The sequence below is a fragment of the Yersinia alsatica genome, from assembly GCF_902170305.1.
In the GTDB taxonomy this organism is placed as follows: domain Bacteria; phylum Pseudomonadota; class Gammaproteobacteria; order Enterobacterales; family Enterobacteriaceae; genus Yersinia; species Yersinia alsatica.
In genome coordinates this window covers 79113-102664 of the sequence record NZ_CABHWW010000011.1, presented here as the reverse complement: position 1 = coordinate 102664, position 23552 = coordinate 79113, and the positions used below count along the sequence as shown (strand labels likewise).

The window sequence follows — 23552 nt, the reverse complement described above, 5'->3', positions numbered from 1 at the left end:
TAGGCTTCCCTATGCGGCGTTTATGCTGTCGACTCCAAATTCTAACCTTGCGGGGGGACTATGCTCGACAAACTGGACGGTGCTCTGCGTTTTCAACAAGAGGCGCTTAACTTGCGTGCTCAACGACAGGAGATCCTGTCGTCCAATATTGCAAATGCGGATACACCCGGCTTTCAGGCACGTGATATTGATTTCTCCAGTCAACTGAAAAAAGTGATGGAGCAAGGACGTGTCAATGGTACAGGGGTGTCGCTCAGTTTAACGTCAGCCCGTCATATCCCGGCAAGCACAGTTCAGCCGCCTGATCTTGATCTGTTATTCCGCGTCCCTGATCAGCCATCGATGGATGGCAATACAGTGGATATGGACCGTGAACGTACGAATTTTGCCGATAACAGCCTGAAATATCAGACCGATTTGACCGTTCTTGGCGGTCAGATCAAAGGGATGATGTCAGTGTTACAACAAGGATAAGACGTATGTCTTTACTGAATATTTTTGATATTGCCGGTTCTGCATTATCAGCTCAGTCGCAGCGCATGAACGTCAGCGCCAGCAACATGGCTAACGCCGACAGTGTTACTGGCCCAGATGGTCAGCCTTACCGCGCTAAGCAAGTGGTATTTCAGGTCGCGGCTCAGCCGGGGCAGGAAACTGGCGGTGTGCGTGTTGCTCAGGTAGTCGATGATCCGGCTCCAGATCGCTTGGTATTTCAACCGGGTAATCCATTGGCGGATGCCAAGGGGTATGTCCGTATGCCGAACGTCGATGTGACCGGTGAGATGGTCAACACCATCTCGGCTTCGCGCAGCTATCAAGCCAACGTCGAAGTGCTGAATACGACTAAATCTCTAATGCTCAAGACGCTGACCTTGGGTCAATAAAGCATTGGGTCAATAACAGGAGCCTGCATCAATGGCCATTACCAATTCCCTGACAGATAGCGATTACGGTATCACCAGCACCACAGGTACCAGCTCTACCACCGGTAGCGGCAGTACCAGTCAGGATCTGCAAAACAGCTTTCTGACCTTGCTTGTTGCGCAGTTAAAAAATCAGGACCCGACCAACCCAATGCAAAACAACGAGTTGACCACGCAATTAGCGCAAATCAACACGGTGAGCGGCATTGAAAAGTTGAATACCACTCTGGGTTCTATTTCCGGACAAATCGACAGCAGCCAATCCTTGCAAGCCAGTAGCCTGATTGGTCACGGTGTGATGATCCCGGGCACCAGTATCTTAGCGGGCAGTAAAGACGGCACTGTGACCACCACGCCATTTGGTGTTGAGCTGGAACGTTCAGCGGACAAAGTGACCGCAACTATCAGTGATAGCAATGGTCTGGCCGTGCGCACTATTGAGATAGGCAGCCTGTCTGCGGGGGTGCACGCCTTTACCTGGGATGGCTCACTGGACGCTGGCGGCAATGCGCCAGATGGTGCTTATACCGTGACTATTACCGCCAGCAATGGGGGCGAGTCGCTGGTTGCTACTCCGTTGAGCTACGCCATCGTCAATGGTGTGACCCGCGGTAGCGACGGCTCCAAATTGGACCTTGGTCTGGCAGGAACCATCACGATGGATAAAGTCCGTCAGATTTTGTAAGCCGGTTATCGACATAAACAGCAGTAAACCCACATTACGGTGAGGCAATGATTCGAACTGACTCACCCTTATTTTTAAAAGTGGCATTTGATATGTCATCAATGCTCAAGGTCTTTAACGGGCCTCGAATCTAACGGAGAAGAAAATGGGCTTTTCTCAAGCAGTCAGCGGTTTGAACGCAGCATCCAGTAATCTGGATGTGATCGGTAACAATATCGCCAACACGGCGACCTCAGGTTTTAAAGCCGGCTCAGTTTCTTTTGCCGATATGTTTGCGGGTTCTCAAACCGGTATGGGCGTTAAAGTTGCCGGGATTACTCAGGACTTTAACGACGGCACGCCGACGACGACTAACCGTCGCCTGGATCTGGCCATCAGTCAGAGTGGTTTCTTCCGGATGCAAGATAGCAGCGGCGGCGTATTTTTTGCTCGTAACGGCCAGTTCAAACTTGATGAAAACCGCAATATCGTCAACATGCAGGGGCTGAGCCTGACCGGCTATCCGGCAACAGGTACTCCACCAACCATACAGCAGGGCGCTAACCCGGTTCCTCTGTCTATTCCTCAGGATATGATTGCCGCCAAAGCTACTGTGTCGGGCAACATGGTCGCTAACCTGACCTCAACTCACGATGTCATTACCGCCACTTTTGATCCAGAAAAACCCGACACGTACAGCTTTGTTAATAACATGACGACCTACGACAGTCTGGGTAACCGCCACGTTATCAATGTGTACTATGTGAAAACAGCGGAAGATGCCGCCAATGGCAACACTTGGAAGGTGTACACCAAAGACAGCAGCGCCACTCTGGCTGACGCAACCAAACCTTTTGACCCGGCTGACCCAGCGGCGGCATCACTGCGTGGCACTATGGTATTTGATACCAATGGTGCATTGAAAACAGTAGCGAATGACGGCGGTGCAGCCAGCGCAACTAACTTCAATATGACGATCCCGATGGGCGTGGTTAACGGTGCTCCAGCACAAACTTTCGCACTGAATGTGGGTGGCAGCAAACAGCAGAATACCGGGACTGACGGTATCGTGACCCAGAATCAGACCGGTTACGCTGCGGGTGAATTCACTGGTTTCCAGATCAATAACGACGGTTCTGTGGTAGGTACTTATTCGAACCAACAGACCCAACTGCTCGGTCAAATCGTGCTGGTTAACTTCTCCAACCCTGAAGGTTTATCTCCAGAGGGCGATAACGTCTGGAAAGAAACCAAATCTTCCGGTAACCCCATTCTTGGTACTGCAGGTGGTGGCGGTTTCGGTACCCTGACCAGTGGCGCATTGGAATCTTCTAACGTGGATTTGAGTAAAGAACTGGTGAACATGATCGTGGCGCAGCGTAATTATCAGTCCAACGCCCAGACCATCAAAACTCAGGATCAGATCTTACAAACTCTGGTTAACCTGCGTTAATCGAACTGACGGGATAAGCTCATGGATCACGCAATATATACCGCGATGGGCGCCGCGCGGCAGTCATTAGAGCTGCAAGCGGTAACCGCGAATAACTTGGCTAACGCCTCTACGCCGGGTTTTCGTGCGCAGTTGGCGGCCATGCGCGCCGTACCTATCGACGGGCCGAGTATGGCCACGCGCACCTTGGTCACGGCATCGACCCCGGGAGTAGATATCAGCCAGGGGACGATGAATTACAGTGGTCGTCCGTTGGATGTTGCTTTGCAGCAAGATGGTTATCTGGCGGTGCAACTGCCCGATGGCACTGAGGCCTATACCCGCAACGGTAACATTCAGGTTGGGGCTAACGGGCAAATGACCGTGCAGGGTTATCCATTAATGGGTGACAACGGCCCGATCGAAGTGCCTCCTCAGGCGGCGGTGACCATCGCAGCTGATGGCACCATCTCGGCACTGAATGCCGGTGACTCACCCAATACTATCGCCCAGCTCGGCCAAATTAAACGGGTCAGAGCCACGGCGGGTGAAGTGATGCATGGCGATGACGGTTTGTTCCATTTGACACCTGCGGCGCAACAGGCCCGTGGTGCTCAGTTGGCCAACGATCCGTTGATTAAAATCATGCCGGGTGTGCTGGAGGGCAGTAACGTGAAGGCGGTTGAAGCGATGACCGACATGATTGCCAATGCCCGCAGTTTCGAAATGCAGATGAAAGTCATCCACAGTGTGGATGAAAACGAACAGCGCGCTAATCAGCTGTTAGCAATGAGCTAAGCGCGCAGGCGCAGAGGAATAAACTGATGATCCGATCACTATGGATTGCCAAAACCGGCTTGGATGCACAACAGACCAATATGGATGTTATCGCCAACAACTTGGCGAACGTTAGTACCAATGGCTTTAAACGCCAGCGGGCGGTGTTTGAGGATTTGTTGTATCAAACGATGCGCCAGCCGGGAGCACAATCTTCCGAGCAGACCACGTTGCCATCGGGTTTGCAGATTGGTACGGGTGTGCGCCCGGTCGCCACTGAGCGTTTGCACAGTCAGGGCAACCTATCCAAGACCGATAACAGCAAAGATATCGCCATCAAAGGTGAAGGGTTCTTTCAGGTGCAGATGCCTGATGGCACCAATGCCTATACCCGTGATGGTTCTTTTCAGGTTGACCAAAATGGTCAGTTAGTGACCTCCGGCGGTTTTCAGGTACAACCGGCGATTACTATTCCAGCCAATGCCTTAAGCATGACGGTAGGGCGTGATGGGATAGTGAGTGTCACTCTGCAAGGGCAAACTGCCACCCAACAAGTTGGGCAACTGACACTGACCACCTTTATCAATAACAGTGGTCTGGAAAGTGTGGGCGAGAACCTGTATCAGGAAACTGCCAGCTCCGGCGCACCTAATGATTCAACCCCAGGTCTAAACGGCGCGGGCTTGCTGTATCAGGGGTATGTGGAAACTTCTAACGTCAATGTGGCGGAAGAGTTGGTCAACATGATCCAGACGCAGCGCGCCTATGAAATCAACAGTAAAGCGGTTTCAACTTCCGATCAGATGTTGCAGAAACTGACACAGCTGTAAATCCGCTCTCGGGGGGCAATTGCGCCCCCTGATAGCCGCAGAATAATAAGTATTCGGGGCTGACCTTGCCAGCCTCTAACAGGTTACAGGATCGATAATCAGAAATGGATACATCGCCGCTGCGAAAATTAGGTGAGTTGAGATGGGTGGGTGCGCCATTGATGGCGATGCTACTGCTCAATGGTTGCGCGTATATTCCGCATAAACCACTGGTGGATGGCACTACGTCTGCCCAGCCAGCCCCCGCCAGTGCGCCACTGCCGAATGGCTCTATTTTCCAGGCTGCCCAGCCGATGAATTATGGTTATCAGCCGCTATTCGAAGACCGCCGTCCACGTAACGTCGGTGACACACTGACGATCACCTTGCAGGAAAATGTCAGTGCCAGCAAAAGTTCTTCAGCCAATGCCAGCCGAAATGGCTCCAGCAAATTTGGTGTCGCGACTGCGCCTCGTTATTTAGAAGGATTATTGGGTAACGCGCGGGCTGATATGGATATTTCTGGTGACAACACCTTTGGTGGCAAGGGGGGGGCGAATGCCAATAACACCTTTAATGGCACCATCACCGTTACTGTTAATCAAGTGCTGGCTAACGGCAACTTGCATGTAGTGGGTGAGAAACAGATCGCCATCAATCAGGGAACTGAATTTATTCGCTTCTCTGGGGTAGTCAACCCACGCACCATCAGCGGCAGCAATACCGTGACCTCAACCCAGGTTGCCGATGCACGCATAGAGTATGTGGGTAATGGTTATATCAATGAAGCGCAAACCATGGGCTGGTTGCAGCGGTTCTTCCTTAATATTTCGCCGTACTAAGAGGCCCATCAATGCGTAAACCGTCACTTATCACATTATTTGTTGTACCGCTTTTGGCGCTATTTTCGCTGCTGTCATTACCGGCTTCGGCTGAGCGTATCCGCGATTTAGTGACCGTTCAGGGAGTGCGTGATAACGCATTGATCGGCTATGGCCTGGTGGTGGGTTTGGATGGCTCGGGTGACCAGACCATGCAGACGCCATTTACCACACAAAGCTTGAGTAACATGCTGTCGCAGCTGGGTATTACTGTACCGCCGGGCACCAATATGCAGCTTAAAAACGTGGCTGCGGTGATGGTCACGGCTAAGTTGCCGGCATTTTCCCGTGCCGGGCAAACCATTGATGTCGTGGTTTCCTCGATGGGGAATGCCAAAAGTATCCGTGGTGGCACCTTGCTGATGACTCCGCTAAAAGGGGTCGATAATCAGGTTTATGCGCTGGCGCAGGGTAACGTATTAGTCGGCGGTGCCGGGGCTTCCTCTGGTGGTAGCAGTGTGCAGGTCAACCAATTGACCGGTGGGCGCATTAGCAATGGCGCGACCATTGAACGTGAATTGCCGACCACCTTTGGTACTGACGGCGTGATTAATCTTCAATTGAATAACGAAGATTTCACCATGGCACAGCAGGTCAGTGATGCCATTAACCGTCAACGTGGTTTTGGCTCTGCGACCGCTATTGATGCCCGTACCATTCAGGTTTTAGTGCCGCGCGGTAGTAGCTCGCAAGTCCGTTTCCTGGCTGATATTCAAAATATCCCGGTCAATGTGGATGCCGGTGATGCCAAGGTGATTATCAACTCCCGTACCGGCTCGGTGGTGATGAACCGCAATGTGGTGCTGGACTCTTGCGCGGTGGCTCAGGGGAATCTGTCCGTGGTGGTCGACAAACAAAATACGGTCAGCCAGCCTGACACACCTTTTGGTGGCGGTCAGACCGTAGTGACACCGAATACCCAGATTTCCGTGCAGCAGCAAGGCGGAGTATTGCAGCGAGTGAATGCTAGCCCGAATCTGAATAATGTAGTCCGCGCCTTGAATTCCCTAGGGGCAACGCCTATCGATTTGATGTCTATCTTGCAGGCGATGCAAAGTGCTGGCTGCTTACGGGCTAAATTGGAAATTATCTAATGAGTGATTTGATGGCGATGTCCGGGGCGGCTTATGACGCCCAATCACTGAATACATTGAAACGTGATGCGGCCAGAGATCCGCAGGGGAACCTAAAACAGGTGGCCCAGCAGGTCGAGGGGATGTTTGTGCAGATGATGCTCAAAAGCATGCGCTCTGCCTTGCCGCAAGATGGCGTCATGAACAGTGATCAAACCCGGCTTTATACTTCTATGTATGACCAGCAAATCGCTCAGCAAATGTCGGTCAAAGGGTTGGGGCTGGCGGATATGATGGTAGAGCAGCTTTCTGGCACTACCTCACCAAGTGAAAACGCGGGCACGGTACCTATGATGCTGGACAATGAAGTCCTGCAAACTCTGCCCGCGCAAGCCTTGGAGCAAATGGTGCGTCGGGCTATGCCGACACCACCGACCAACAGCTCAGCATCACTGCCGCAAGGCACGGGTAGTTTCGTCGCGCGCATGTCTATCCCCGCGCAGATTGCCAGTCAGCAAAGTGGTATTCCTCATCAGCTCATTGTGGCGCAGGCCGCACTGGAGTCAGGTTGGGGCCAGCGTGAAATTCCAACGGCGGATGGCAAGACCAGCTACAACGTGTTTGGTATCAAAGCAGGCAGTAACTGGGATGGCCCGGTCAGTGAGATAACTACCACTGAATACGAGCAAGGGGTAGCGAAGAAAACCAAAGCCCGCTTCCGGGTTTACGGCTCTTACGTCGAAGCCATCAGTGATTATGTCAAATTACTGACCCAAAACCCGCGCTATGCCAATGTTGCTGCAGCACAAAGCCCTGAACAAGGCGCACATGCCCTGCAACAAGCCGGTTACGCCACCGACCCACAATATGCGCAAAAATTGGTCAGTGTTATTCAGCAAATGAAGAATGCGGGGGAGCAGGCGGTGAAAGCTTATAGTAGCGACTTAAGCCAGTTATTTTGATAAATGGCTATTTTGATAAATAGATATTTTGATTGTAATTAAAGCCGAGTTTGGACCCACATTTTTACTCAAGTTATCAAAAGTCTGGTCGATAACCTTAATAGGCTGTGCGGGGGCTTCGGTTTCCTCAGGCAGTATCCCAATATTAATAAACGCAGGTTCGCGCGTGTTATCGCCTGCTGTAAAAGGATTTCTTCATGTCCAATAGTTTAATGAATACTGCGATGAGTGGTCTGAGCGCAGCACAATATGCCCTGAGCACCGTCAGTAATAACATCAGCAATTACCAAGTCGCGGGCTATAACCGCCAGAACACTATTTTTGCTCAAAGCGGCGGTACACTAAGTCCGGCAGGATTTGTTGGTAATGGTGTCACAGTGACGGGTGTGAATCGCGAATATAACTCCTTTATTACCAACCAATTGCGTTCAGCTCAGACTCAGAGCAGTGGCTTAACCACCTATTATCAGCAAGTTTCACAAATTGATAATTTGCTGTCTAACTCTTCCAATAATCTCTCGGTCACAATGCAAGACTTCTTCAGCAATTTGCAAAACTTAGTCAGTAATGCAGGTGACGATGCGGCGCGAAAAACTGTGCTGGGTAAGGCGGAAGGCTTGGTTAATCAATTCCAGAATGCGGATAAGTACCTGCGTGACATGGATAATGGCGTCAACCAAAAGATTACTGAAAGTGTTACTAAGATTAATAACTATGCCGATCAAATCGCCAAGTTAAATGACCAAATTACCCGTCTACGCGGCAGCAGTGGCAGTGAACCGAATGCACTACTTGATCAGCGTGATCAACTAGTAACCGAGCTGAATCAGATTGTGGGGGTGACTGTTACTCAACAAGATGGCGATGCTTATAACGTCTCCTTTGCTAACGGTTTGCCTTTGGTTCAGGGACCAAGTTCTTATCATGTTGAAGCGATACCTTCTAGCGCTGATGCCACCCGATTAGCCATTGGCTACAAATATGGTAGTGGTACAACACTGGAAGTGGATGAAAGTCGTCTGATGACCGGTAGCCTTGGCGGTACCTTGAAATTTCGGAGTGAAGCTCTGGATAGCGCCCGTAACCAATTAGGTCAATTGGCACTGGTGATGGCGGATAGCTTCAATACTCAACATAAAGCCGGGTTTGATGCCAACGGAGATGCTGGTACCGACTTCTTTAGTTTTGCCGATCCTACTGTGCTGAAAAATGCTAGAAATCAGGGGGATGCAAGCCTGACTGTCGCTTACACCGATACCTCCAAAGTCCAGGCCAGTGACTATACCGTTGAGTTCGATGGCACTGACTGGCAAGTGACTCGTTTGTCAGATAACACCAAAGTTCCGGCAAATCCGGTGAAAGATGCCAGTGGTAACACTACCGGTTTAAGTTTTGATGGTGTTGCCGTCACTATTGATAACGGCACCGCAGGAGCAGAAGCCAGAGATAAATTCACCGTAAAAACGGTGTCTAATGTGGCCGCCAATTTTCAGGTAGCTATTACAGATTCCAGTAAAATTGCGGCTGCCGGTACCGCAGACGGTGGTGAGAGTGACAACGTCAATGCTAAAGCTTTATTAGATCTACAAACTCAAAAATTGGTGGGTGGTAAAGCAACACTTTCTGGTGCTTACGCCGGGTTAGTCAGTAACGTCGGTAACCAGACCAATACCGCGAAAACCAACAGTACCGCGCAAGCCAATATTGTGACTCAGTTGACGGCCGAACAGCAGTCTATTTCCGGGGTGAACCTGGATGAAGAGTATGGCGATTTACAGCGCTTCCAACAATATTACTTGGCCAATGCGCAAGTTATGCAAACCGCATCAACCCTGTTTGATGCGCTGCTGAGTATTCGTGGCTAAATTTTTTGGCGGCGGCAGAATGATGCGCCGCCACTTATCTTATTTCGAGTTAAGTCAGTCTATTGCTGACTTAACTGTTGCTAAAAGGAACTGACATTGTGCGCTTAAGTACCAGCATGATTTATCAGCAAACTATGCAGGGCGTCACTAATGCCCAATCCCTTTGGATGCAGTCGGGTCAACAACTCTCTACCGGTAAGCGCGTGGTTAACCCGTCGGATGATCCGATGGCGGCATCCCAAGCGGTGATGGTGTCGCAAGCTCAATCAGAAAATAATCAATATGCATTAGCGCGTAGCTTTGCCCGCAACGAGTTGTCGCAGGAGACTAAAACGCTAGAGCAAGTTACCAGCACCATTCAGTCAATCCAGAGCATTATCATCAGTGCCAAAAGTGACATTTTGAGTGACGATGATCGCGCCTCCTATGCGACTCAGTTACAGGGTTTAAAAGATCAGTTACTCAACCAGGCTAACTCCACCAATGGCAATGGTCGCTACGCTTTTGCCGCTTTTAAAAGTGACAAACCACCCTTTGTGATGAGTGCGACGGGTGAAGTCACTTATCAAGGTGGTGATGTCGCGATTGAGCAAAAAGTAGATGCTAGCCGCTCGATGACAGTAGGGCATACCGGTTCCAGTGTGTTTATGGCGCTGACCAGTAATGCAAAACCAGAGCCTGATGATGTCAATGGTGTTCCAGTTGCCGCTGAAGCCAATGTCTTTAATACCATCGATACTGTTTTAAAATCGTTGAAGACGCCATTGAGTGGGGCGACGGATGCGGTTAAGGATCAGGCGACAGCGGATATGGATAAAGGTATTCGCGGTATGGCTAACTCATTGAATAATGTACTTTCTGTTCAGGCTGAAGTGGGCACGCAACTGCAAGAGCTAGATAACCTTGATAGCCTGGGTAGTGACCGCACATTGAGCAATAAGCAGCGATTAAGTGATTTAGTTGATGTGGATTGGACGTCGGCTATCTCCTCATATGTCATGCAGCAAGCCGCATTACAGGCTTCCTACACCACATTCACCAATATGCAGGGCATGTCTCTGTTCCAACTGAATAAATAAACCGTCTTCTGCCTGTGGGGTTCGCCCCACAGTCTCTCTCCTAGCTTGCCAGTCCACTCAATACACCCGCCAGACGATCAAAAAACTCACCAAACAGATGCTCTGAGAAGGGTGCCAGTAGCGGCATAATTAAACCAAGAGAAATAATACCGACCGTCAAGGTCAGCGGGAAACCGATAACAAACACAGAAAGTTGCGGTGTCATGCGGTTGAGCATGCCCAGCGCCATGTTGAGAGTGAGCAGTAAGGTAATGAGGGGTAATGCCAGCATCAGTCCATTCATAAAGATCAAGGAACCGGCCTGCGTTAATGCCAGGAATCCATTGCCATTCAGTGGTTCGAACTGAATAGGTAAGGTATGGAAACTGTCGGCCAGCAGTGAAATTAACCACAGATGGCCGTCGAACGCGAGGAATAACAGCATCGCCAGCAAGTTTAGCAAACGGGCGAGCACCGGCATATTCGGCCCGCCGGAGGGGTCAAAGAAGGTGGCAAAAGAGAGCCCCATTTGTAACCCAATCACCTCACCGGCCAGCCGGACAGCGGCAAAGGCAAACTGCATGGTTAACCCGATGGCGACGCCAATCAATACCTGTTGGGCCGCTACCCACACTGCACCGGCAGAGACCAATGGAATATTGACCGGCGGTAGCGAGGGAGCAATCAGAAAAGTAATTAACACCGCTAAACCGACTTTGACTTTGCGGTTTATCTGCTTCTCGCTTAATACGGGGGCGGTAGTGATCAGGGCCAATACCCGGACTAACGGCCAGAAATATTGGCTGACCCAGATGCTAAGTTGGGTGGTATCGAGAGAGAGCATATTAGCCAATCAACGTTGGCAGGCTGGTAAACAAATTACGCATGTAATCAAGAATCAAGCTCAGCATCCATGGGCCAGCAATAACCATGGTCGCGAAGACCGCCAAAATTTTCGGGATAAATGACAAGGTCATTTCGTTAATCTGCGTGGCGGCCTGCAACAAGCTGACAATCAAACCGCTTATCAGGGCAGCTAATAACAGTGGAGCGGCCAGTGCAAGGGCGATTTTCATTGCCTCGACGCCGAGTGCCATTACCGATTCTGGTGTCATGACGTATCTACCTCTTGCCTAACCGTGATTATAAATAACTGTGTTTTCAGCTAAATAGCATCAGCTATAGAAACTTTGCGCCAGTGAACCCAGCAACAGTTGCCAACCATCAACTAAAACAAACAGCATCAACTTGAAGGGGAGCGAGATACTGGCCGGCGGAACCATCATCATCCCCAGGGCCATCAGTACGCTGGCCACCACCAGATCGATAATCAAAAAAGGAATAAAAACGGTAAAACCGATTTGGAAAGCTGTTTTCAGCTCACTGGTGACATAGGCGGGCAGCAGGATCCGCATCGGGACTACTTCTGGCCCTTCCAGAGCCGGTATATTGGCTAAGCGGGCATAGAGTGCCAGGTCTGATTCACGGGTTTGACGCAGCATAAATTCACGCAGCGGCTGCGAGCCTTTATCCATCGCCACTTCCATACTTATCTTGTCCTGACTAAAGGGCAGATAAGCATCTTGATAAACTTTGTCGAATACCGGCGACATAATAAAGAAGGTCAAAAATAGCGCTAAACCCAGCATGACCTGATTCGGTGGTGCTGAAGGAGTACCCAGTGCGTTACGCAGCAAACCCAACACAATAATGATGCGCGTAAAACTGGTCATCATCAGTAAGGCGGCGGGCAGAAAACTCAGGGTGGTAATAAAGACTAATGTCTGTACCGGTAGCGACCAACTTTGCCCACCATTGGCCAGGGGTTGGCTGATAATGCCAGGCAATTGGGCCAATGCTGCCGGGGAGCAGAGCAGGGTGAGTAGCAACAGGGGAGCTTTATTCATTAGCGGACGCAGAGACATCATGCCGATTTTTCCGGATGTTTCAGTAGCTTGTTCAGTAGTTGGCGAAAATCAGCCGGTTTCGCACTATTTGGCGATGACTCGGGACTTGCTTCATCAACGGGTGGGCGGGGCAGAGTATGAAGTTGGGTGACATTTTGCGCGGTAACGCCTAATACCAACCAGGTATTGTCAACTTCCACAATCACGACCCGTTCGCGTTGACCGACCTGACAGCTAGCCCGTACATTCAATAACTTATTGTTGCGCGCCTGCGGTGCAAAACCTAAGCGACGAACCAACCACGCGCCGCACAAAATCAGCAGGAGAATGCCACCTAATACGCTGCCGACTTGTGTTAATACCGTGCCAGCGGGCATTGCTGGTGCAGTTTGCTGCGAAGCGACGCCCGGGTGACTGGCAGCAAATCCGGTAACCGGTGTTTGCGCTGTAGTTAATGGACTAACAACTGATGAATTAACAACCGATGGGTTAACAACTGCTGGGTTAACAACTGCTGGGTTAACAACTGCTGGGTTAACAATCGATGAGTTAACAACCGGCTGACTAACTGCCGGTGTATTAACGGCCACCGGCACATCAGATGCAGTGGTCGAATCCGTTGCTGTCACGGTCTGTGCTGCGGTCATTAGCGACTCAGACGACGCATACGTTCTGACGGGGTAATGATGTCAGTGATACGTACGCCGTATTTATCTGCCACCACCACCACTTCACCCTGAGCAATCAGATAACCGTTAATCAGAATATCCAGTGGCTCGCCCGCCAGACCATCAAGGGAAACCACCGAGCCTTGGGACAAGCGCAGCAACTCTTTGATCGTCATTTTGGTGCGACCTAACTCAACAGTCAGCTTCACCGGGATATCCAGAATTAAATCGATATCCTGTAGGTTACCCAGTCCATCTGGCGCTTCCAGTGATTTAAATACGCCTTCGGTGGTGGCCGCTGGCTTATCCGCTGCTTGCTGCTCATTAAACGCATCAGCCCACAGATCGTCCACGGATTCCTTTCCATCGTCAGACGGAAGCTTAGGGTCACTCATTGGGCTGTTCCTCATTCAGAGCATTCAAAATAGGGTTAATCAAATGTTCAACACGTAGGGCATATTGCCCGTTTAATGTCCCATACTGACTGGTCAGTACCGGTACGCCGTCGACATGACCAATCAGTCGATCCGGTTTATCTATCGGCAGCACATCCCCGGGTTGCAGCTTGAGTATCTGCGACAGTCTTAGCGGGATATCTACAAAGTTTGCGACCAGCTCCAGCTCGGAATGCTGAACTTGCTTGACCAGTGTTTCACGCCAATGGCTATCTTCCTGACGGGAGTTCTCCAGTGGCGGGTTGGTCAGCAGCTCACGCAATGGCTCGATCATGGCGAACGGAATACAGATGTTAAACTCACCACTCAACGCACCGATTTCCACATGGAAAGGTGTGGTGACCACGATATCGTTAGGGGAGGTGGTGATATTGGTAAATTTCACCTGTATTTCGGAACGAACATATTCCACATCTATTTTATAGATAGGAGCCCAAGCGTCGCGGTAAGCATCCAGCGCCAGCCGCAGCATCCGGTTGATCACGCGTTGTTCGGTGTGGGTAAACTCACGACCTTCTACTTTAGTCGGGAAACGGCCATCGCCACCAAACAAGTTATCTACAGCAATAAACACCAAACTCGGTGCGAAAACGAACAGCGCAGTGCCGCGTAATGGCTTCAGATGGATCAAGTTGAGGTTAGTCGGAACTGGCAGATTTCGAGCAAAATCATGATATGGCTGAATTTTAATCGGGCCAACCGTGATGTCTGGGCTGCGACGTAACAGGTTAAACAGCCCCATTCGGAACTGGCGGGCAAACCGCTCATTAATGATCTCCAGCGCATGTAGCCGTTCACGAACTACACGGCGCTGGGTCGTTGGATCATAAGGTTTAACGTCTGTCTCGCTTCCCGTTACAGCTTCAGGTTCTTCACCACCGCTGTCACCGTTTAACAGTGCGTCAATCTCTGCTTGTGAAAGAATGCTATCGCCCATAATGATTATCGCAATATAAATGCGGTAAACAGCACATCGCTGACTACCTGATTAGGTTGGCCTTTAACCATTGGCGGGCTAAGAACGTTTTTAATTTCACCGACTAAGCGCTGTTTGCCTTCTTCATTAGACAGGCTATCGGCGGACTGACGGGAGAGCAGCAACAGCAAGCGGCTGCGCACTTCCGGCAGATAGTCATTGAGTTTTGCGCGAGTGGTATCGTCAGGTAGCCTTAAGGTCAGCCCGATATAAAGCACACGATCCAGATTGTTATCTGGCGTGATCAGATTGACCGTGAAGGTCTCCAGTGGCATGAACACCGGGGAAACCGGGGCAGCTTTTGCCGTGGCAGGTTTACTCTTATTGAGCAGCCACCAGCTATAACCGCCACCCGCAGTTGCTGCCACCGCAATCAGCACCAGCAGGATCACCCAGATCGAACTCTTACGCTTGGCCGGGAAGGTATTTTCAGACATGGAGAAGACAAGTTCCTGTTTCGGTATCAAACCGGTGAACCACGATAATAATCTGGGGCAGGTCACCCCAGGTTATCCGAATTATTACTGATGATTATCCCGCGCATCCTTAATCCCAATGGGCAGAATAGGTGGCGAAAAACGGCCTAACTTACTCGTTTGTCACCTTTTGCTGAAACTAACAGCAATTTTAGGCGAAAATATCAACGCCACCCTTGCCATTTGCCAGTGCCTGCAATGCGGCTGGGGTGGTCAGTGGGGTGCTGGTTACAGCCTCGCCCGAGGCAATTTCGCCATAGCCCGGTTGACCACGAGATGCAAAACCTTGTTGATTTTGCTGGCTCTGTTGCTGTGCTTGCTGCCATTGCCCTTCGCTGCCGACACTGCTTTGGCCTAGTTGGATACCATTTTCAGCTAATGCGCTGCGCAAACTGGGCATCGCCGCTTCGATAGCGGCCCGAACTTGGCTATGCGCTGAAGCAAAATGCAATTGAGCCTGGTTATCTTCTATTTTAAGGCTGATCTGGAGCGCACCTAACTCTTGCGGATTTAAGCGTAATTCAGCATTTTGCTGCCCATTACGACTGAACATAACCACTTGTTGCCCAAGTGATTGCTGCCATTCCTGGCTGCCTAATTGTGCGCTTAAATGGCCGCTAGCCGGGGGGCTGACCAGGGGGCTGGCGGTGGTTGATAACACTGGGCTAGAAACTGGCGGCAGAGACGGCGTGACGATACTTGAGCTGACTAAGGTTTTGTCTACTGTTGCTGAGGTGACGGCGGTCTCGACCTGCGCGGCTAATGGTGCCACTTTGGCGTTGTGGTCAGTATCTTTCGCACTCAACGGGCCCAGTTTATCTTGCGCTGCTGCTGTTTTAGATTTGGCGGTTGTCGCGGGCAGTACATCACCATTGGTGGTTTTATCACTCTTCACATTGCCCAGCGTGCCGCCAATCAATGCAGCTAAACCTTTATCTTGCGAGGTTAGGTTAGTCAGCGCGGCGATATCCTGCTTGGTACTGCTCTTGCTATCGGTTAGGCCATTGGCATTGGTTTTTTGCCCAGAACTGGCAGTTCCCAGAGTGTTGGCAACCTGATGGGGCAACATGGCCAACAAGGTTTGCAATGCAGCAAGATCGACTTTATCGCTGGTTTTATCCAACGCGCTATCATCATTTGCTGTGGTTTTTTTGATACCGGCGGCATCCCCGGTTTGCCCTGCATGAGTCAGGCCCGCGGGCAGTGTGGCACTGATGTCGCCTAATGCAGCCAACAACTGATTCAGTTTGCTGTTACCCGTGATTGATTTGCCACCGTCAACATCGGCGGTGATATCGGTCGTGGCGGCCAGAGAGGATTTCAGTGTCGAAGCATCAATGGCAGTAAGCTCTTTGCCCAGTTGGTCACCCAATAATTTGGCAAAATCAGCCGGCAGCCCCGCATCGGTAAACAGTGCAGCAATGGAGGATGAGGATGCTGCGCCCTCAGCTTCACCGGCAGTTGCTGTTGTTGAGGCTGCAGCAGTAGGCAATAAAGACAGATTCATGAATTTAGACTCCTTTGTGAGGCGCGCTGGGCGAACTCATCCATCAATTTTTGATCCAAACGGTTTTCTTGCAGGCGTGCGGTGGTATCGGCGCGCTCTTGCAATGTCTCAAATGCGTTTAACCGCTGCTGTTTCTCTTGCCAGTGTTTAACTGCCTGTTCAACTTTGACATTCCATTGAGCCAACTGATTTCTATGTTGATCAATGGCTTGCTCCAATGTTTGAATAAATTGTTGATAATTTTGCCAGCTGGAGGAGGCCATCCCGTTACTCAGGGTGTCATTCAACCGCACCCGATATTCATCCTGATAAGACAGCAACATGGTGAGTTGCTGCTCAGCATTTTGATAGGACAGGCGAGCTTGCCCCAGCTGAGTAGTTGCCTGTTCAACGGCCTTTTGGGCCAGTTCGCACAGGGTAACGAGAGGTGACTGATTTTTCATCGTATTCCTCATTTACACCCTTACTCTAATGTCGTTGAGCATCAGGTGGGATAGCAGGGACGTCATCGACTGGCGATTAGCCAGGGAACAGACTCTTCAAGTGCTGGCAGGCATCTTCATAGCTGCTACGCTCGAACATGCCTTGCTGTAAGAAAATTTCCATTTGTGGATACAGGGCTATGGCCTTATCCAATAAAGGGTCGCTACCTGCGGCATAGGCACCGACACTGACCAAATCGCGGTTACGCTGGAAGCTAGCCAGTAACTGCTTGAATTGTCGAACTTTACTGTAATGGTTCTCATCAATCAGCGAGGTCATGGCACGGCTGATTGAGGCTTCAATATCGATAGCCGGGTAGTGGCCGGATTCAGCCAGCCGGCGTGATAACACCACGTGGCCGTCAAGAATGGCGCGCGCCGAGTCAGCGATAGGGTCTTGCTGGTCATCGCCTTCGGTTAATACGGTATAAAATGCGGTAATGGAGCCGCCACCGGATACCCCGTTACCGGCGCGTTCAACCAGTGCGGGTAATTTGGCAAATACGGACGGTGGATAACCCTTGGTCGCCGGAGGTTCACCAATAGCCAGCGCGATTTCACGTTGTGCCATAGCATAGCGAGTGAGGGAGTCCATAATCAGCAAGACGTGCTGGCCGCGATCGCGAAAATCTTCTGCAATGCGGGTGGCATAAGCCGCGCCCTGCATGCGCAGTAGCGGCGAGACATCGGCAGGAGCCGCTATCACCACCGAACGGGCACGACCTTCAGCGCCGAGAATATTCTCGATAAAGTCTTTTACTTCGCGCCCACGTTCACCGATTAGCCCAACGACAATCACATCAGCCTGGGTGTAGCGGGCCATCATCCCCAGAAGCACACTTTTACCAACCCCAGAACCAGCAAACAGCCCCATACGCTGGCCGCGACCTACCGTCAGCAGGGCATTAATAGTGCGCACGCCAACATCCAAGACCTGCTCAATTGCGGTGCGCTGCAATGGGTTGATGGGCGGGGTAATCAGGGGGGCGCGATAGCCGGTTTCAGGTGCCGGTAAACCATCAAGCGGTTTGGCACTGCCGTCCAGCACTCGTCCCAGTAATTCTGGGCCAAGAGGTAGCTGCTTGCTGGCCGAGGCACCACCGGTTGTGACTCGCGCATAGACACGAGCGCCGGGCACAATGCCTTCCACTTCTTCCAGTGGCATCAGGAACAGACGCTGGCCATTAAAGCCGACCACTTCACTCTCAACTTCCTGAACTTCGCCGTTATCGTGGCGTTCAATCAGACAAGTTGCACCCAATGGCAACTGTAGGCCGGTGGCTTCCAGCACCAGACCCGTCGCTCGCGTCAATCGCCCATAACGGCGGATGGTGGTTGATTGGCTGATACGCTCTTCGAATTTATCCAAAGAGGTGAGCCAGCGACCAAGACGGGCGGTCATCATAATTCTCCCGGTGCTGCCAGCCGACACAGTTCATGCCAGCGAGTCGCCAGACTGGCATCCAAGTCGCCTTCTTCGGCACTGACCTTGCAGCCGCCCGGATGAATTTGACTATCACCCAATAAACGCCAGCCATGCAGACTCAGGGTGGTGCCTAAACGCTGTTCAACCACGGCTAAGTCATTCGGATTCACTCGTAATTGCGGCTTACCGGCAAACATCGGTTCTTGCTGAATCATCTGCTGGATTTGGGCGAGCAAGGCGGTGCCATCACAAATTGCGGGTTGACCCAAAATCTGTTTGGCTGCCGCCAGCGCCATCTGCATAAGCCGCGAAGCAATGACGCTATCCAGTGCATCCAGAGTGCTTTGGAAGTCGTTAACCAGCAGTTGCCAGTGGGCAGTTATCGGGGCCAGTTGTTTCTCGGCATCAGCCAAAGCTTGCTGATGACCCTCTTCAAGACCGGTTTGATAACCTTTATCCAGACCTTCTTGCAGCCCTTTGGCAAAACCTTGTTGCCGGCCTTGCTTCTCAGCTTCGAGTTGCAGGTTTATCAGTGTTTGTTGCTCATCAACGGCAGTGGGCTCAGTCTCGGTACCCGGCTCATCAGTAAACAGCATGCTGATATCTGGCGCCGTGGATGCAGCGATAGGCTCGGGCTGGCTGGCGAAATCGTTAAGTGACCAGGGCTGCCAGGGCAGGGTATTAATCCGATCAGACATAGATATCCTCGCCGCCACCGATGACTATCTCGCCGCTTTCCGCCAAACGACGGACGATGAGCAAAATAGCTTTCTGTTCGTTTTCCACCAGTGACATACGCACCGGTCCGCGGGTTGCCAAGTCGTCGCGCAAGATTTCTGCTGCACGCAGTGACATATTGCTGAGGAAGCGCTCGCGCAGTGCTTGATCCGCACCTTTCAATGCAATCAACAGCGACTCGTTGTCGATCTCTTGTAGCAAACGCTGAATGCTGCGGTCGTCGACACTGACCAAGTTCTCGAACAGGAACATTTCGTCGATAATTTTCTGTGCCAGCTCGCCGTCATATTCGCGTACCGCTTCCATAACCGTCTCTTCCTGCTGTGTTTTCATCAGGTTGATAATCTCGGCTGCGGTGCGGATACCGCCCATTTTGCTGCGTTTGAGATTCTGGCCATCGAGCAGGTTGTTCAGCACTTCAGTTAATTCAGCCAACGCCGCGGGTTGAACACCGCCAAAGGTGGCGATACGCAACATGACATCGTTGCGCAGGCGCTCGTCGAACAGGGCCAGAATGTCGGCGGCCTGAGCGCGTTTGAGGTGAACCAAAATGGTGGCGATGATCTGCGGATGCTCGTCGCGGATCAGGTCGGCCGCCATCTGCGGTTCCATAAAGTTGAGTGTTTCCATACCACTGGTGGTTTCGCGTGATTCCAGAATATCTTCCAACAAGCTGGACGCACGCTCTTCCCCCAAGGCTTTTATCAGCACGGTGCGCAGATAATCGCTGGCATTGACACTCAGAGCCGCATATTGCTCGGCATCGTCTTCAAACTCAGCCAAGACATCAACCAACTGCTGATGAGAGACCTGACGCATACTCGCCATAGTGGTACTGAGCTGTTGCACTTCGCGCGAGGAGAGGTGCTTAAACACCTCGGCGGCATGGTCTTCACCCAGAGTCATCAGCATGATGGCGCTTTTTTCAGTTCCGGTCAGGCTCATTGGTCATTACTCATCCATTGACGGATAACCAGCGCGACAACACGTGGGTCTTTATCCGCAAGTTCGCGTATACGCTGGGCCTGAACTTCAGCACTTACCCGCTGCTGATTTTTCTTACGTAAGGCCAGCTCTTCTTTACTCTGTTTCGCCGTTTCAGTGGCTTGCGCGGTCTGAACAATGTTATTGACCGAGGCCGCTGCTTTATCAGCAATTTGTTTCTTGGCAATTAATGGACGAACCAGTTTGCGCCATAAGATCCAAGCCACCAGCAAGATCAGCAGATAACGACCCGCATTCAGCAACTGATCAAAGAAGGACGGTTGTTGCCAGAATGGCAGGGTATTGCCGGAGGCATCATCGGTGGCATTAAATGGCGTGTTCACCACATTTAAGGTGTCGCCACGATTAGTGGAGAAGCCCATCGCCTCGCGGGTCAGAGATTCCACCTGCGCCAGTTGATCTTTAGTCAAGGCAATAGGTTTGCCCGCTTTATCACTGCCGTAATTAACCACCACGGCGACGGAGAGGCGCTGTACCATGCCCGCTTGCTGCTGGGTGTGGCGGATAGTGCGGTCAACTTCGAAGTTAGTGGTTTGGTCATGGCGACTATTACTGGATGTCGCTGTCGGCCGGGTTGTTGCAGGGCGATTCGCCGCATTGGCATTATTCGCGGCTGCACCCGCAGCACCGGGTGCCGCAGCAGCAGGCTGAGGCACTTCAATCGGCGCGACCGGCGTGGCTGAAGGTTGGTTAGACAATGCCCCCGGCACGCCACCAACATTGGTGCCGCCCAGTTGTTCACTGGAGCTGACTTGCTGAGAACGTACTGCGCCTTGGTTGGCTGCCTGATTCGGTTTGTACTCTTCGTCAGTCTGTTCGCGGCTGGCGAAATCAACTTGGGCAGTCACCTGAGCATGCACATTCCCGCTGCCGACCATAGGGGCCAGAATGGTTTCAATGCGGCGCTGGAAGCGGTTTTCAACTTCATTGGTAAATTTGAGTTGTGCCGCATTTAAGTCGCGACCGGCGCTGTCAGATTGCGTCAGCAAACGACCAGTCTGATCGACCACGGTGACGTTAGCCGGTGGTAAGCCAGCCACACTGCTGGATACCATATACACGATAGCGTTAATCTGACCGTCATCAAGTGCACGGCCAGGTTGCAAGGCGAGTGTTACCGAGGCAGTCGGTGATTTTTGTTCGCGGACAAACAGTGAGGGTTTTGGCATCGCCAAATGGACTCGTACATTCAGTACTGGCCCCAGAGTGCCGATAGTCCGGGCGAGTTCACCTTCCAGCGCCCGCTGGTAGTTAACTTGCTCACTGAATTGGCTAATGCCAAATTTTTCCTGGTCCAGCAGCTCGAAACCGACTGCACCACCTTTAGGTAAACCTTGCTGTGCCAAACGCAGGCGGGTTTCATGTACTTTATCCGCCGGGATCAACAACGCCCCGCCATTATCAGCGAAGCGGTAAGGAATATTCAGTTGTGTCAGTTGTGTGACGATCTCGCCACCGTCACGATCACTCAGGTTGCTATAAAGAACGCGATAATCTGGGCTTTTAGCCCATAACATCAGCGCGACAATAATAGCGATAGCGGCTGCGGCTGCAATCAGCAGTGGGATTTTTGGATTCGCGCGTAGGCGTGCCAGTGTCGTCGCAAAGGTATTTTCACGATTTTCACCGCCGGTTATCGAGGCATTCATACACGTCCTTGGCCAAGCTGAACAACGTTTGAGTGAGTATTCTTTGTGTAACTAGTGTGTCGAAACAAAACAGACTCCCAAGTGAAAGCATCAATAACTGATATCCCCTTTTGTGGGCACGCCATTATTTGCTGTAAGTGAGTGGTTTGATGGCTCAATTAGCCGGTATTTTTGTGTCTAATTAGCCGCTTTAGCGCAAAAATGATGTGTTAGGGTGTCATCCTGAAAAAAGTGATACGGGTCTGGCGGTGAATAACTGTGTTGGCCGCTTCACTTGTCATGATGTTATTCGAACAACTGAATGTTCTGGGGTGAGTATGTCTGTCCAAGGTATCGAAGGGGTTTTACAGCAGTTGCAGGTCACTGCATTGCAAGCATCTAACTCGGTGAAAACATTGCCCGCAGAAGCCGGTTTTGCCAGTGAATTAAAAGCGGCAATTGGCAAAATCAGTGAAAATCAGCAACATGCTCGCACCCAAGCACAAAATTTTGAGTTGGGCGTCCCCGGTGTTGGTCTGAATGATGTGATGGTGGACATGCAGAAGTCATCGGTCTCTTTACAGCTCGGTATTCAGGTACGTAATAAGCTGGTTGCGGCTTATCAAGACGTAATGAATATGGGGGTTTAATTATTTTAAATCTTTGCTGACTCCCCGCACGACTTAAAATAACTTGGGCTTTGTGCAGTGAAATGCCAGCCCGAGAGTCTCTTTCTCATGGTGATAATTAACTTCGCACCTGTGAGCAAAATCTCATTCAACATTTATGTAACAATTCGATGCGATATTTATTATTCAAATCAATTGATATAGGTGGCTGTAATGAGAATTTATTTAATGATATTCCTTGTCTCTTTTCCTATTTTTTCATTCTCTAGTGAACTCCAACCACTCTTGGCCGAACCGGCAATAATGAAAGTTTCAGAAGCTGTTTGCAGTAATCGCTATGTGAAGAAAGAGCGAATTGCCTGCATGAAATTAGTCGATTTATCCATTCTTAAAGCTTATTGGGTTGGGCAGATGAAAAATACTTGCAGCTCGAGGTTTGATACGCCGAAACCTGGCTGCGTTAATATTAAAAGGCTGGCGAATGCATTAGATAGAATGGGCGGGCGATATCTTGAGGAATAATATAAGGCAATAACTGCGCCACAGATGTTATTCAAATTCTTCGTGTGACAATGCCCATAGATAAAGTGATGCAGTGGTACCATAAGGGGTATAACGGCGGCGATATCGTTCAAAACGCTCGCGCGGCAATGTTTTATGGCGATATAAATTCATCATACCTCGGCGTATTGCCAGGTCACCCCAACTGACTATATCTGGGCGAGAAAGTGAAGAGATAAGCAGCATTTCTGCCGTCCAAATACCCACGCCGTTAAGGTTCGATAACTGAGTAATGACGTCATTATCGGGTAACTGCGAGATAGCTGATAAATCCAGTGATCCATCGAGTGCCGCATCTGCGGCTCCTTTAATGTATCCGGCTTTTCTCATGGTCATACCACAAGCTTGAATAGCCTCAATAGGCGCTGCTGCCATCGCCGTTGGTGTAACAGCACCGAGTAAAGTCACCAGGCGCGCATTAACAGTGAGCGCCGCTTTAACCGATATTTGCTGATCAACGATATTTCTGATTAATGCGGCAAATAGATCTGGTGATAATGGGCGGGCTATCATCCCTAATCGATCGATGGCCGCCGCCATCTTTTTATCCCGCCGCTTGAGATGATTAATTTCTGTTTCACCGTAGCTATAAAACATGCTTAAAAACTCCCTTATGGTGCATGTGAAAAGCGAAAAGCTTAGCCTCAATT

General features: G+C 50.9%; 27 protein-coding genes. 13 read left to right on the top strand and 14 right to left on the bottom strand.

The window, feature by feature from the left end; all coding sequences use genetic code 11:
* Nucleotides 1–60 precede the first annotated feature (60 nt).
* The 11 genes from flgB to flgL all read left to right on the top strand — a co-directional run bounded on the left by flgB (nt 61) and on the right by flgL (nt 10465).
* Entirely contained in the window at nt 61–474 is a 414-nt protein-coding gene (gene flgB, locus FTA96_RS07270) for a flagellar basal body rod protein FlgB (RefSeq protein WP_004392144.1), read from the top strand.
* A gap of 5 nt (nt 475–479) precedes the next feature.
* The gene (flgC, locus tag FTA96_RS07265; RefSeq protein ID WP_004708157.1) at nt 480–884 is read left to right on the top strand and encodes a flagellar basal body rod protein FlgC; all 405 of its coding nucleotides are present in this window, start codon (nt 480–482) and stop codon (nt 882–884) included.
* 31 nt (nt 885–915) lie between these two features.
* The gene (flgD, locus tag FTA96_RS07260) at nt 916–1608 is read left to right on the top strand and encodes a flagellar hook assembly protein FlgD (RefSeq protein ID WP_050106682.1); all 693 of its coding nucleotides are present in this window, start codon (nt 916–918) and stop codon (nt 1606–1608) included.
* 145 nt (nt 1609–1753) lie between these two features.
* A complete protein-coding gene (gene flgE / locus FTA96_RS07255; RefSeq protein ID WP_145573493.1) occupies nt 1754–3040 on the top strand; it encodes a flagellar hook protein FlgE in 1287 nt (428 codons plus the stop codon).
* A gap of 21 nt (nt 3041–3061) precedes the next feature.
* Complete coding sequence (locus tag FTA96_RS07250; protein ID WP_050106680.1) at nt 3062–3817, top strand: flagellar basal body rod protein FlgF; 756 nt, start codon at nt 3062–3064, stop codon at nt 3815–3817.
* 26 nt (nt 3818–3843) lie between these two features.
* Complete coding sequence (gene flgG, locus FTA96_RS07245; RefSeq protein WP_050106679.1) at nt 3844–4626, top strand: flagellar basal-body rod protein FlgG; 783 nt, start codon at nt 3844–3846, stop codon at nt 4624–4626.
* 104 nt (nt 4627–4730) lie between these two features.
* A complete protein-coding gene (flgH, locus tag FTA96_RS07240; RefSeq protein WP_050129671.1) occupies nt 4731–5447 on the top strand; it encodes a flagellar basal body L-ring protein FlgH in 717 nt (238 codons plus the stop codon).
* 11 nt (nt 5448–5458) lie between these two features.
* Complete coding sequence (locus FTA96_RS07235; RefSeq protein WP_145573491.1) at nt 5459–6580, top strand: flagellar basal body P-ring protein FlgI; 1122 nt, start codon at nt 5459–5461, stop codon at nt 6578–6580.
* The gene (gene flgJ, locus FTA96_RS07230) at nt 6580–7521 is read left to right on the top strand and encodes a flagellar assembly peptidoglycan hydrolase FlgJ (protein ID WP_050121952.1); all 942 of its coding nucleotides are present in this window, start codon (nt 6580–6582) and stop codon (nt 7519–7521) included. Before FTA96_RS07235 ends, flgJ begins: the two co-directional genes overlap by 1 nt.
* 197 nt (nt 7522–7718) lie before the next feature.
* Nucleotides 7719–9386 carry a flagellar hook-associated protein FlgK gene (flgK, locus tag FTA96_RS07225; RefSeq protein WP_050106675.1) on the top strand — a complete coding sequence of 556 codons (1668 nt, stop codon included), beginning with the start codon at nt 7719–7721 and terminating at the stop codon, nt 9384–9386.
* Nucleotides 9387–9484: 98 nt separating this feature from the next.
* Nucleotides 9485–10465: a flagellar hook-associated protein FlgL gene (flgL, locus tag FTA96_RS07220; RefSeq protein ID WP_050106674.1), complete on the top strand. Its 981-nt coding sequence runs from the start codon at nt 9485–9487 to the stop codon at nt 10463–10465.
* Between the two features lie 40 nt (nt 10466–10505).
* Here the strand turns inward: flgL and fliR are convergent, their stop codons facing one another.
* The 13 genes from fliR to fliF all read right to left on the bottom strand — a co-directional run bounded on the left by fliR (nt 10506) and on the right by fliF (nt 21733).
* Entirely contained in the window at nt 10506–11288 is a 783-nt protein-coding gene (gene fliR / locus FTA96_RS07215; RefSeq protein ID WP_004708175.1) for a flagellar biosynthetic protein FliR, read from the bottom strand.
* A gap of 1 nt (nt 11289) precedes the next feature.
* A complete protein-coding gene (gene fliQ, locus FTA96_RS07210) occupies nt 11290–11559 on the bottom strand; it encodes a flagellar biosynthesis protein FliQ (RefSeq protein ID WP_050075376.1) in 270 nt (89 codons plus the stop codon).
* A 60-nt stretch (nt 11560–11619) separates the two neighbouring features.
* Nucleotides 11620–12372 carry a flagellar type III secretion system pore protein FliP gene (fliP, locus tag FTA96_RS07205; protein WP_050106672.1) on the bottom strand — a complete coding sequence of 251 codons (753 nt, stop codon included), beginning with the start codon at nt 12370–12372 and terminating at the stop codon, nt 11620–11622.
* Complete coding sequence (gene fliO / locus FTA96_RS07200) at nt 12369–12998, bottom strand: flagellar biosynthetic protein FliO (RefSeq protein ID WP_145573489.1); 630 nt, start codon at nt 12996–12998, stop codon at nt 12369–12371. The genes fliP and fliO overlap by 4 nt, the downstream gene beginning before the upstream one ends.
* Nucleotides 12998–13414, bottom strand: a complete 417-nt coding sequence (gene fliN, locus FTA96_RS07195; RefSeq protein ID WP_050106670.1) for a flagellar motor switch protein FliN — start codon at nt 13412–13414, stop codon at nt 12998–13000. The genes fliO and fliN overlap by 1 nt, the downstream gene beginning before the upstream one ends.
* The gene (gene fliM, locus FTA96_RS07190; RefSeq protein WP_050106669.1) at nt 13407–14411 is read right to left on the bottom strand and encodes a flagellar motor switch protein FliM; all 1005 of its coding nucleotides are present in this window, start codon (nt 14409–14411) and stop codon (nt 13407–13409) included. Before fliM ends, fliN begins: the two co-directional genes overlap by 8 nt.
* Nucleotides 14412–14416: 5 nt before the next feature.
* Complete coding sequence (gene fliL / locus FTA96_RS07185) at nt 14417–14887, bottom strand: flagellar basal body-associated protein FliL (RefSeq protein WP_145534058.1); 471 nt, start codon at nt 14885–14887, stop codon at nt 14417–14419.
* A 190-nt stretch (nt 14888–15077) separates the two neighbouring features.
* Nucleotides 15078–16433 (bottom strand): flagellar hook-length control protein FliK, encoded by a 1356-nt coding sequence (locus tag FTA96_RS07180; RefSeq protein ID WP_186372860.1) that lies wholly within the window; start codon nt 16431–16433, stop codon nt 15078–15080.
* Nucleotides 16430–16876 carry a flagellar export protein FliJ gene (gene fliJ, locus FTA96_RS07175; protein WP_050106666.1) on the bottom strand — a complete coding sequence of 149 codons (447 nt, stop codon included), beginning with the start codon at nt 16874–16876 and terminating at the stop codon, nt 16430–16432. Before fliJ ends, FTA96_RS07180 begins: the two co-directional genes overlap by 4 nt.
* Before the next feature lie 76 nt (nt 16877–16952).
* Nucleotides 16953–18317, bottom strand: coding sequence for a flagellar protein export ATPase FliI (gene fliI, locus FTA96_RS07170; protein WP_050106665.1), 1365 nt, complete (start codon nt 18315–18317; stop codon nt 16953–16955).
* Nucleotides 18317–19039, bottom strand: coding sequence for a flagellar assembly protein FliH (fliH, locus tag FTA96_RS07165; RefSeq protein WP_050106664.1), 723 nt, complete (start codon nt 19037–19039; stop codon nt 18317–18319). Before fliH ends, fliI begins: the two co-directional genes overlap by 1 nt.
* Entirely contained in the window at nt 19032–20024 is a 993-nt protein-coding gene (gene fliG, locus FTA96_RS07160) for a flagellar motor switch protein FliG (protein ID WP_032910786.1), read from the bottom strand. Before fliG ends, fliH begins: the two co-directional genes overlap by 8 nt.
* Nucleotides 20021–21733: a flagellar basal-body MS-ring/collar protein FliF gene (gene fliF / locus FTA96_RS07155; RefSeq protein ID WP_050106663.1), complete on the bottom strand. Its 1713-nt coding sequence runs from the start codon at nt 21731–21733 to the stop codon at nt 20021–20023. Before fliF ends, fliG begins: the two co-directional genes overlap by 4 nt.
* Before the next feature lie 317 nt (nt 21734–22050).
* Between fliF and fliE the strand changes: the two genes are divergently transcribed.
* Complete coding sequence (gene fliE, locus FTA96_RS07150) at nt 22051–22362, top strand: flagellar hook-basal body complex protein FliE (protein ID WP_050106662.1); 312 nt, start codon at nt 22051–22053, stop codon at nt 22360–22362.
* 192 nt (nt 22363–22554) lie between these two features.
* A complete protein-coding gene (locus tag FTA96_RS07145) occupies nt 22555–22863 on the top strand; it encodes a hypothetical protein (protein ID WP_072077527.1) in 309 nt (102 codons plus the stop codon).
* Nucleotides 22864–22890: 27 nt separating this feature from the next.
* Here FTA96_RS07145 and FTA96_RS07140 read toward each other — a convergent pair whose 3' ends face one another.
* Nucleotides 22891–23499 (bottom strand): DNA-3-methyladenine glycosylase family protein, encoded by a 609-nt coding sequence (locus FTA96_RS07140; protein WP_145573487.1) that lies wholly within the window; start codon nt 23497–23499, stop codon nt 22891–22893.
* Between the last annotated feature and the right edge of the window lie 53 nt (nt 23500–23552).

Excerpts from the sequence above, each read along its gene's own strand:
- flgB (WP_004392144.1), top strand. The coding sequence starts at position 61 with ATGCTCGACAAACTGGACGGTGCTCTGCGTTTTCAACAAGAGGCGCTT.
- flgC (WP_004708157.1), top strand. The coding sequence starts at position 480 with ATGTCTTTACTGAATATTTTTGATATTGCCGGTTCTGCATTATCAGCT.
- flgD (WP_050106682.1), top strand. The coding sequence starts at position 916 with ATGGCCATTACCAATTCCCTGACAGATAGCGATTACGGTATCACCAGC.
- flgE (WP_145573493.1), top strand. The coding sequence starts at position 1,754 with ATGGGCTTTTCTCAAGCAGTCAGCGGTTTGAACGCAGCATCCAGTAAT.
- FTA96_RS07250 (WP_050106680.1), top strand. The coding sequence starts at position 3,062 with ATGGATCACGCAATATATACCGCGATGGGCGCCGCGCGGCAGTCATTA.
- flgG (WP_050106679.1), top strand. The coding sequence starts at position 3,844 with ATGATCCGATCACTATGGATTGCCAAAACCGGCTTGGATGCACAACAG.
- flgH (WP_050129671.1), top strand. The coding sequence starts at position 4,731 with ATGGATACATCGCCGCTGCGAAAATTAGGTGAGTTGAGATGGGTGGGT.
- FTA96_RS07235 (WP_145573491.1), top strand. The coding sequence starts at position 5,459 with ATGCGTAAACCGTCACTTATCACATTATTTGTTGTACCGCTTTTGGCG.
- flgJ (WP_050121952.1), top strand. The coding sequence starts at position 6,580 with ATGAGTGATTTGATGGCGATGTCCGGGGCGGCTTATGACGCCCAATCA.
- flgK (WP_050106675.1), top strand. The coding sequence starts at position 7,719 with ATGTCCAATAGTTTAATGAATACTGCGATGAGTGGTCTGAGCGCAGCA.
- fliR (WP_004708175.1), bottom strand. The coding sequence starts at position 11,288 with ATGCTCTCTCTCGATACCACCCAACTTAGCATCTGGGTCAGCCAATAT.
- fliQ (WP_050075376.1), bottom strand. The coding sequence starts at position 11,559 with ATGACACCAGAATCGGTAATGGCACTCGGCGTCGAGGCAATGAAAATC.
- fliP (WP_050106672.1), bottom strand. The coding sequence starts at position 12,372 with ATGATGTCTCTGCGTCCGCTAATGAATAAAGCTCCCCTGTTGCTACTC.
- fliO (WP_145573489.1), bottom strand. The coding sequence starts at position 12,998 with ATGACCGCAGCACAGACCGTGACAGCAACGGATTCGACCACTGCATCT.
- fliN (WP_050106670.1), bottom strand. The coding sequence starts at position 13,414 with ATGAGTGACCCTAAGCTTCCGTCTGACGATGGAAAGGAATCCGTGGAC.
- fliM (WP_050106669.1), bottom strand. The coding sequence starts at position 14,411 with ATGGGCGATAGCATTCTTTCACAAGCAGAGATTGACGCACTGTTAAAC.
- fliL (WP_145534058.1), bottom strand. The coding sequence starts at position 14,887 with ATGTCTGAAAATACCTTCCCGGCCAAGCGTAAGAGTTCGATCTGGGTG.
- FTA96_RS07180 (WP_186372860.1), bottom strand. The coding sequence starts at position 16,433 with ATGAATCTGTCTTTATTGCCTACTGCTGCAGCCTCAACAACAGCAACT.
- fliJ (WP_050106666.1), bottom strand. The coding sequence starts at position 16,876 with ATGAAAAATCAGTCACCTCTCGTTACCCTGTGCGAACTGGCCCAAAAG.
- fliI (WP_050106665.1), bottom strand. The coding sequence starts at position 18,317 with ATGACCGCCCGTCTTGGTCGCTGGCTCACCTCTTTGGATAAATTCGAA.
- fliH (WP_050106664.1), bottom strand. The coding sequence starts at position 19,039 with ATGTCTGATCGGATTAATACCCTGCCCTGGCAGCCCTGGTCACTTAAC.
- fliG (WP_032910786.1), bottom strand. The coding sequence starts at position 20,024 with ATGAGCCTGACCGGAACTGAAAAAAGCGCCATCATGCTGATGACTCTG.
- fliF (WP_050106663.1), bottom strand. The coding sequence starts at position 21,733 with ATGAATGCCTCGATAACCGGCGGTGAAAATCGTGAAAATACCTTTGCG.
- fliE (WP_050106662.1), top strand. The coding sequence starts at position 22,051 with ATGTCTGTCCAAGGTATCGAAGGGGTTTTACAGCAGTTGCAGGTCACT.
- FTA96_RS07145 (WP_072077527.1), top strand. The coding sequence starts at position 22,555 with ATGAGAATTTATTTAATGATATTCCTTGTCTCTTTTCCTATTTTTTCA.
- FTA96_RS07140 (WP_145573487.1), bottom strand. The coding sequence starts at position 23,499 with ATGTTTTATAGCTACGGTGAAACAGAAATTAATCATCTCAAGCGGCGG.